The sequence below is a fragment of the Rhodococcus zopfii NBRC 100606 = JCM 9919 genome, from assembly GCF_001895025.1.
Classification (GTDB): Bacteria; Actinomycetota; Actinomycetes; order Mycobacteriales; family Mycobacteriaceae; genus Rhodococcus; species Rhodococcus zopfii.
In genome coordinates this window covers 69,477-75,476 of record NZ_BCXI01000043.1, presented here as the reverse complement: position 1 = coordinate 75,476, position 6,000 = coordinate 69,477, and the positions used below count along the sequence as shown (strand labels likewise).

The following is a 6,000-nucleotide window of genomic DNA, read 5'->3' as shown; positions in this document are numbered from 1 at the left end:
AATAAGACGCCCTCGCGGTCTGGAATGTCCACTACAACTACCATCGACCCCACACTGCCGCCGCGAACCGGCCGCCAGCGACCCGACTCCACGCCGGTGTCACCAACGTCATGGCCTCATACACCTAGACGACTGATTCCTTGAACCGGGTCAGTGGTCGAAGGCGATCAGCGAACGTTTGGCTGGGTTGCCCAGGTCCCAGCTGTGCCAGATCCCGGCGGCCATCGCCAGCAGACGTTGCGCGACACGGGTGAACACCCCGTAAGTGGTGCGGCCACCATGTTCCTCCAAGCTGAGGGTGTCGTTGACTGATTCGATCCACTGCCGCACCCAACCGAGATTGCCGTTGCGGTAGGTCTCGTCCTTGCGGTCCGGCCGCAGCAACCGCAGCCCCATCGCGGCGGTGGTCGCAGCGAATGCCCTGCCGGAAAAGCCCTTGTCCGCGAGTAGGACCTGCCCGGACCGGATCAGGTGATGCTCGCGGGCCAGCATGGCGGCGACGACATCGCGTTCGCCGATCTTCGGGTTCGCCAAGGGCCACATGATCGGCATTCCGTCGCCGGCGCACACCAGGTACAGCTTCAGGCCCCAGAAGTACCGCGTATGGGAGGCACAGTAGCCGTAGCCGGCGTGTCCGGCCAAGTCTGAACGTTTGACGGTTTCGCGGGACATGCCGCATGGGACGGGGGTGGCGTCGGTGATCCACACATCGTCGTGCCACGAGGGTGAGATCTCCGCAAGGATGCGAATTGTCTTGCACAGCGATCCTCGTGCCGCTTTCAGGCGTTTGTGGTAGCCGGACTGGCCGAGAATGTACGGGAACAAGACGCGCAGCGGGGTGTCGGTGTGCGGGTGCCGGATCCATCGGCGTTCGCAGTCGAAGTCGAGCAGCATCTGCGCGACCGCCAGGGTGAGCAGTTCGGCGTCGGAGAGCCGAGGTGCTCGTCCGCGTCCGGTGTGGGGCGGCACGACGTGGTCGTCGAGCAGGACGTAGAGTTCGGTCAGGAGGGTTTCGAGTTCTTTCGTCACACATTGATCTTGAAACCCTCCGCCTACTCCTCGACAGCCGTCCCACCGATCTGCCTGCGGCAGCTCTTCAAGGAATCAGGCATCTAGGGAACGGCGAAGGCCCCGGCTGCGCGGTGCGCCTACCAGGGCCTTCGGGAGGAGAGCCGATGACGGGAATCGAACCCGCGTATTCAGCTTGGGAAGCTGATGTTCTACCATTGAACTACATCGGCACGCTGGGCTTTTGCCGACTTTCATCGACTCTTCCCTAGCCCGTCGCACACTGTATCAGACTCCCCGCGACCCCTGTCGCCATGGCTGCGGCGTGTGCCGTCTACCTCTCACACGAGGGGGCGTCCGGTCCGGATCCGCCACCGCATGTCGGCGAGGAGCAGGCGGTAGGGGGCTTCGCGGACGGGGACGGGGACGTGCTTGTTGACCTTGCCGATGGTGCGCAGGATCCAGTCGAAACGGCGCTGGTCGCGCGGGCTCCACGCCAGGCGCATCTGGTCGCGGAACAGTGGCGGCAGGAATCCGGCGGTGAAGAACAGGTTGATGCGGCCGAACAGCAATGCGGCCGGTCCGGGCACGAATTCGAGCTGGGTGATGGACAGCAGGTGTTCGCGGATCCTGTCGTCGATGTGGACCTTCTTCAGGCCCTCGGCCCAGTATTCTTCGAACGCGTCGCGGTCGGCCGGCCACATGTCCGGCTTGACCTGCAGGGTGGTGCCGAACTTGGCGCCGTTCCGGTAGAAGTAGTCGATGTATTCGTCGGGGATCGGCCCGTACAGCGCGCGGTGCACGTCCTCGAATCCGCGGTAGATGCACGACGCCACCCACAGCTGCAGTTCCGGATCGAACGCGTTGTACTTCACCGGGCTGTCCGCGGTGGAGCGGACCTGCCGATGCGATCGGTTGACGGCCTCGCGGAACAGCTTTCGTTCTTCGTCGGTGCCGCGCGCGGCGACCGCCAGGTAGCCGAGGGTGGTGCGGGTGCGTTTGAACGGATGGTCGAAGAGGCGTCCGGATTCGACGCGGCTCTCGAACACGCCGTAGCCGACGCCGGGCCACGACAGCTGCATGATGATGTTCGCGGCTCCGGCGACGAGGCCGAGGCCGTCCATCGTGTCGTCGAGTCCTGCGGGTTTCTCGGTCGTCGTCACGCTGCGCCCCTCCATCCGAACGATATCTGGACACGAATGTACGCAGATATATGACGCTGGTAAAGCGGCACGGCTGACAGGATGGCCGCATGGCAACAGGACGGCTCTACGGGGGACGCGCGGGCGAGGAACGTCAGGCGGACCGGCGCGCACAGCTCATCGAGGCGGGCCTCGACCTGCTCGGCGCACCCGACGGAGATCCCACCCTGTCGGTGCGCGGCGTGTGCAAACGGTCGGGTCTGGCCTCGCGATATTTCTACGAGAGCTTCGCCGACCGCGACGCGCTGACCGGCGCGGTGTACGACCACGTCGTGCAGCAGATCGCGCAGAGCACCCTCGAGGCGGTTGCCGCCGCCCCCCGTGACGAACGCGGCATCGTGCACGCGGCCGTCGCGAACATCGTCCGCGAGATCGCCGAGGATCGCCGTCTGGGTCGCGTGCTGTTTTCCGTCAGTCAGGCCGACCCGCAGCTGGCGCGTCGCCGGCTCGAATCGGCGCGCATGTTCGCCGGGCTCGTGACGATGCAGGCCGAGGATTTCTATCAGGCGAAACTCAGCCCCGCCCTCGATCTCGCGGCGCACTTCGTCGTCGGCGGGCTGGCGCAGGCGCTCACGTCCTGGCTCGACGGCACCGTCCCCCTGGAGGAGGACGAGGTCGTCGAGGCGTGCACCGAACTGCTGCTCACGGCATCGACGACGATGCGGTGATCCGTGTGGCGGCCGCGTACGCGCCGGCCGCGACGACCGCCGCGCCCGCGAACATCGCCGCGAACCCCCACGTCGCCGCGGCGGACGCGGCGAACAGGACGGTTCCGGAGCACAGCCACACCGATTGTGCCGCAGCGTCATTGACCTGCATTGCCGCGGAGTTCGTGCCGGTTCGTTCCGGCGGCGAGTAGTCGAGCAGCAGCACCGACGCCGACGAGAACACCATCCCGATGCCGAGTCCGGCCACCGACCAGCCCACCAGCGCGACCGCGGGCCACACCTCCGGCCGGAGCACGGTGGCCGACGCGCCGATCCCCACCGCGACCGTTGCCGTGCCCCACCGCACCCGTACCGCCGCATCCGACAGCGCCGACACGTGCGCCGCGATCCACGACCCGGCGAACCACGCGAGCGCCGACACGGTCAGGAACATCCCGGCGTGCGCGGGCGTGAACCCGTGGAACTGCACCAGCGCCAACGGCACGTACACCTCGGCCCCGAAGAACGCCGCGCCCGTCAACGACCGTGCCGACAGCACGGCGGGCAGGCCTGCGGCGAAACGCCACGTCCCGATCGGCACCAGCCGCGGAACCGACCAGCACACACCTGCGACCGCGACGGCCAGCAGCAGCGGCCACCCGGCGACCTCCCGTTGCCCGGCGACCCCGACGGCGAGCACCGCGACCGCCGCGGCCGCCGCCCACCGCAGAGGCGGTGCGGTTCGGGGCAGGTCGTCCGAGGGTGGGGCCCGCCGCCGCGCGGGCGTCAGCGCGACCGCGGCGACGACGGCGGGCAGCGGCGCGATCGCGAAGACCCACCGCCACCCGACAGCGTCGGCAAGCCCACCGGCCACGGGCGGCCCGATCAGCGCGGGAAGCACCCACGCGCTGGTGAGGACCGTGAACACCCGGGCCCGGAACGTCTCGGGGTAGGCGACCGCGACCAGCACGTACAGCGCGACGCCGGCGAGCCCGGACCCGAATCCCTGCACGGCACGGCCGGCGAGGAACACGTCGATGCCGGGGGCTGCGGCCACACCGATCAGGCCGGCCGCGAACACCGCTACGCCGCTGTACAGGGCGGGCCCGGGGCCGGCCCGGTCGATCCACACCCCGGCGACGCAGATCGCGAACACCGACGTCGCAATGGGCGCGGCGAACGCCAGCGCATACGACGACAGCGCACCGAACTCGTGGCCGACGACGGGCATGACCGTCGCGACGGCGAACGATTCGAAGGCGAACAGCGCCGACAGGAAGTACAGCCCGACCGTGGTCGCGCGGAACCGGCCCGACCACAGCGGCGGCGCGGAGCCGACCGTCATGCCGTCACCTCGACCACGACCCGGTCGACCACCGCATCCGGTGCCGCCCGGGGGGCGGTCGCGCCTGCCACCGTGCCTGCCGGGGACGGGGGGTGTTCGAAGGGCGAGCCGAACTCGCGCTGGACGATTGGGTGCACGGTCTTCTCCGTTCGCCGGGTGTGATCCCAGCGAACAACCTCCAGTCGACTCGAGGTCAAGTGGTGCATTGTTAACCTCTATCCGTGCTGCTCTCCGATCGCGACATCCGCGCCCAGCTTGCCTCCGGCCACCTGGGCCTCGACCCCTTCGACCCGGAGATGGTGCAACCGTCGAGTGTCGACGTCCGCCTCGACAGCCTGTTCCGAGTCTTCAACAACACGCGCTACACGCACATCGACCCCGCGCAGCGGCAGGACGAACTGACCTCCCTCGTGGAGGTCCCGGCCGGTGAATCGTTCGTGCTGCACCCCGGCGAGTTCGTGCTCGGTTCGACGATGGAACGCTGCACCCTGCCCGACGACCTCGCCGGCCGGCTCGAGGGCAAGTCGTCGCTGGGTCGTCTGGGGCTGCTCACCCACTCGACCGCCGGTTTCATCGACCCGGGGTTCGACGGGCACATCACCCTCGAACTGTCGAACGTCGCGAATCTGCCGATCACGCTGTGGCCGGGCATGAAGATCGGGCAGTTGTGCCTGTTCCGCCTGACCAGCCCCGCCGAGCATCCGTACGGCAGCGCGAAGGTCGGGTCCAAGTATCAGGGGCAGCGCGGACCGACCCCGTCGAAGGCGTACCTGAACTTCGCGCACGACCACCCGGACGCGCGTCCGAGCTGAGCGCACCCGATTCGGGTAGCGCACTACCCGTGCCCGGCGGCGCGGCGTGCCCGACGATGAGGACACACCGTCCTCGTCGAGGAGCACACCATGCCCATGCACGCGCACGACATCGACGACGTCGCCGACATCCTCGGCACGATCGTCGCGGACACCACCGCGACCGCGAACCCGCGCGGGTACTTCGCGGCGTTGTACCGGCAGGTGACTCTGGAGGTGCGTCGCGGCATCACGGCAGGCGACTTCGACGACGGCGCCCGGATGAGCACCTTCGACGCGGCGTTCGCGAACCGCTACTTCACCGCCTACGAGTCCTCGCCCCCACCGACCCGGTCGTGGCGGGTGACGTTCGGTGCGGTCTCGTCGTCCCCGCTGATCGTGCTGCAGAACCTGCTGCTCGGCATCAATGCACACATCAATCTCGATCTCGCGGTCGTCACCGGAACCTCGTTCCACGGCCGTGACCTCGAGGATTTCCACGCCGACTTCGATCGCATCAACGACATTCTCGCCGAACTGATTCCGCGCATCCGACGTGCGATTGCCCGGTTCTCGCCACTGCTCGGGATGCTCGGGCCGGTCGACGACGGGCTCGACTCGATCCTCGACTTCAGTTTCGAACGGGCCCGCGACAGCGCGTGGGCGGCGGCGACGCTGATCTCGGCGCAGGGCCGGCGACGGTACCGCTGGTCGTCACCGAGATCGACGTGGCGACCTCTCGCCTCGGCCAGTTGATCGCCCGCCCGGCCGAACCGGCCGCGACCCTGTTGCGACTGATCCGCCGAACCGAGAGCAAGGATGTGCCCGCGATCATCACAGCGCTCGACACGGTCGCGGTGCCGTAAACCTCGCGGATTCGGGTAGTGGGCTACGCGTGCGATCCGCATCGTTCCCTCGTACTTTCGAATACGCCACCCGATCCGACGATGCCGACCCGTCTGAATCCGGTTGATGCGAAGCAATATTCGGTCTGACCGGGGGAAGGT

At 68.0% G+C, this 6,000-nt stretch carries 8 protein-coding genes, 1 tRNA gene and 1 pseudogene; 5 read left to right on the top strand and 5 right to left on the bottom strand.

What is annotated here, in order from left to right; translation table 11 throughout:
• Window positions 1-5 precede the first annotated feature (5 nt).
• Window positions 6-128: pseudogene (locus RZ1_RS30200) on the top strand (IS481 family transposase); the annotation flags it as partial.
• A 22-nt stretch (window positions 129-150) separates the two neighbouring features.
• Here the strand turns inward: RZ1_RS30200 and RZ1_RS23995 are convergent.
• From RZ1_RS23995 to RZ1_RS23985, 3 genes are all read right to left on the bottom strand, one after another.
• Window positions 151-1,029, bottom strand: coding sequence for an IS982 family transposase (locus RZ1_RS23995; protein ID WP_072815017.1), 879 nt, complete (start codon window positions 1,027-1,029; stop codon window positions 151-153).
• A 141-nt stretch (window positions 1,030-1,170) separates the two neighbouring features.
• Window positions 1,171-1,241: transfer RNA gene (locus tag RZ1_RS23990), tRNA-Gly, on the bottom strand.
• Between the two features lie 108 nt (window positions 1,242-1,349).
• Window positions 1,350-2,186 carry an oxygenase MpaB family protein gene (locus tag RZ1_RS23985; RefSeq protein ID WP_072815016.1) on the bottom strand — a complete coding sequence of 279 codons (837 nt, stop codon included), beginning with the start codon at window positions 2,184-2,186 and terminating at the stop codon, window positions 1,350-1,352.
• A 74-nt stretch (window positions 2,187-2,260) separates the two neighbouring features.
• On the opposite strand from RZ1_RS23985, the gene RZ1_RS23980 reads away from it, so the two are divergent.
• Window positions 2,261-2,878, top strand: a complete 618-nt coding sequence (locus RZ1_RS23980; RefSeq protein ID WP_072815015.1) for a TetR/AcrR family transcriptional regulator — start codon at window positions 2,261-2,263, stop codon at window positions 2,876-2,878.
• On the opposite strand, the gene RZ1_RS23975 is transcribed toward RZ1_RS23980, so the two are convergent.
• Both RZ1_RS23975 and RZ1_RS30685 read right to left on the bottom strand, forming a co-directional pair.
• Window positions 2,853-4,202 (bottom strand): MFS transporter, encoded by a 1,350-nt coding sequence (locus RZ1_RS23975; RefSeq protein WP_072815014.1) that lies wholly within the window; start codon window positions 4,200-4,202, stop codon window positions 2,853-2,855. The genes RZ1_RS23980 and RZ1_RS23975 overlap by 26 nt on opposite strands.
• Complete coding sequence (locus RZ1_RS30685; protein ID WP_169918097.1) at window positions 4,199-4,339, bottom strand: hypothetical protein; 141 nt, start codon at window positions 4,337-4,339, stop codon at window positions 4,199-4,201. The genes RZ1_RS23975 and RZ1_RS30685 overlap by 4 nt, the downstream gene beginning before the upstream one ends.
• An 84-nt stretch (window positions 4,340-4,423) precedes the next feature.
• Between RZ1_RS30685 and dcd the strand changes: the two genes are divergently transcribed.
• The 3 genes from dcd (at window position 4,424) to RZ1_RS31480 (ending at window position 5,859) form a co-directional block, all read left to right on the top strand.
• Window positions 4,424-5,014 carry a dCTP deaminase gene (dcd, locus tag RZ1_RS23965; protein ID WP_072815012.1) on the top strand — a complete coding sequence of 197 codons (591 nt, stop codon included), beginning with the start codon at window positions 4,424-4,426 and terminating at the stop codon, window positions 5,012-5,014.
• 90 nt (window positions 5,015-5,104) lie between these two features.
• A complete protein-coding gene (locus RZ1_RS23960; RefSeq protein ID WP_238071735.1) occupies window positions 5,105-5,749 on the top strand; it encodes a DUF5995 family protein in 645 nt (214 codons plus the stop codon).
• The gene (locus RZ1_RS31480; RefSeq protein ID WP_238071734.1) at window positions 5,722-5,859 is read left to right on the top strand and encodes a hypothetical protein; all 138 of its coding nucleotides are present in this window, start codon (window positions 5,722-5,724) and stop codon (window positions 5,857-5,859) included. The genes RZ1_RS23960 and RZ1_RS31480 overlap by 28 nt, the downstream gene beginning before the upstream one ends.
• Window positions 5,860-6,000 lie beyond the last annotated feature (141 nt).

What these genes read in the sequence shown, in the direction of transcription:
- RZ1_RS23985 (WP_072815016.1), bottom strand. Translation starts at nt 2,186, where the DNA reads ATGGAGGGGCGCAGCGTGACGACGACCGAGAAACCCGCAGGACTCGAC.
- RZ1_RS23980 (WP_072815015.1), top strand. Translation starts at nt 2,261, where the DNA reads ATGGCAACAGGACGGCTCTACGGGGGACGCGCGGGCGAGGAACGTCAG.
- RZ1_RS23975 (WP_072815014.1), bottom strand. Translation starts at nt 4,202, where the DNA reads ATGACGGTCGGCTCCGCGCCGCCGCTGTGGTCGGGCCGGTTCCGCGCG.
- RZ1_RS23960 (WP_238071735.1), top strand. Translation starts at nt 5,105, where the DNA reads ATGCCCATGCACGCGCACGACATCGACGACGTCGCCGACATCCTCGGC.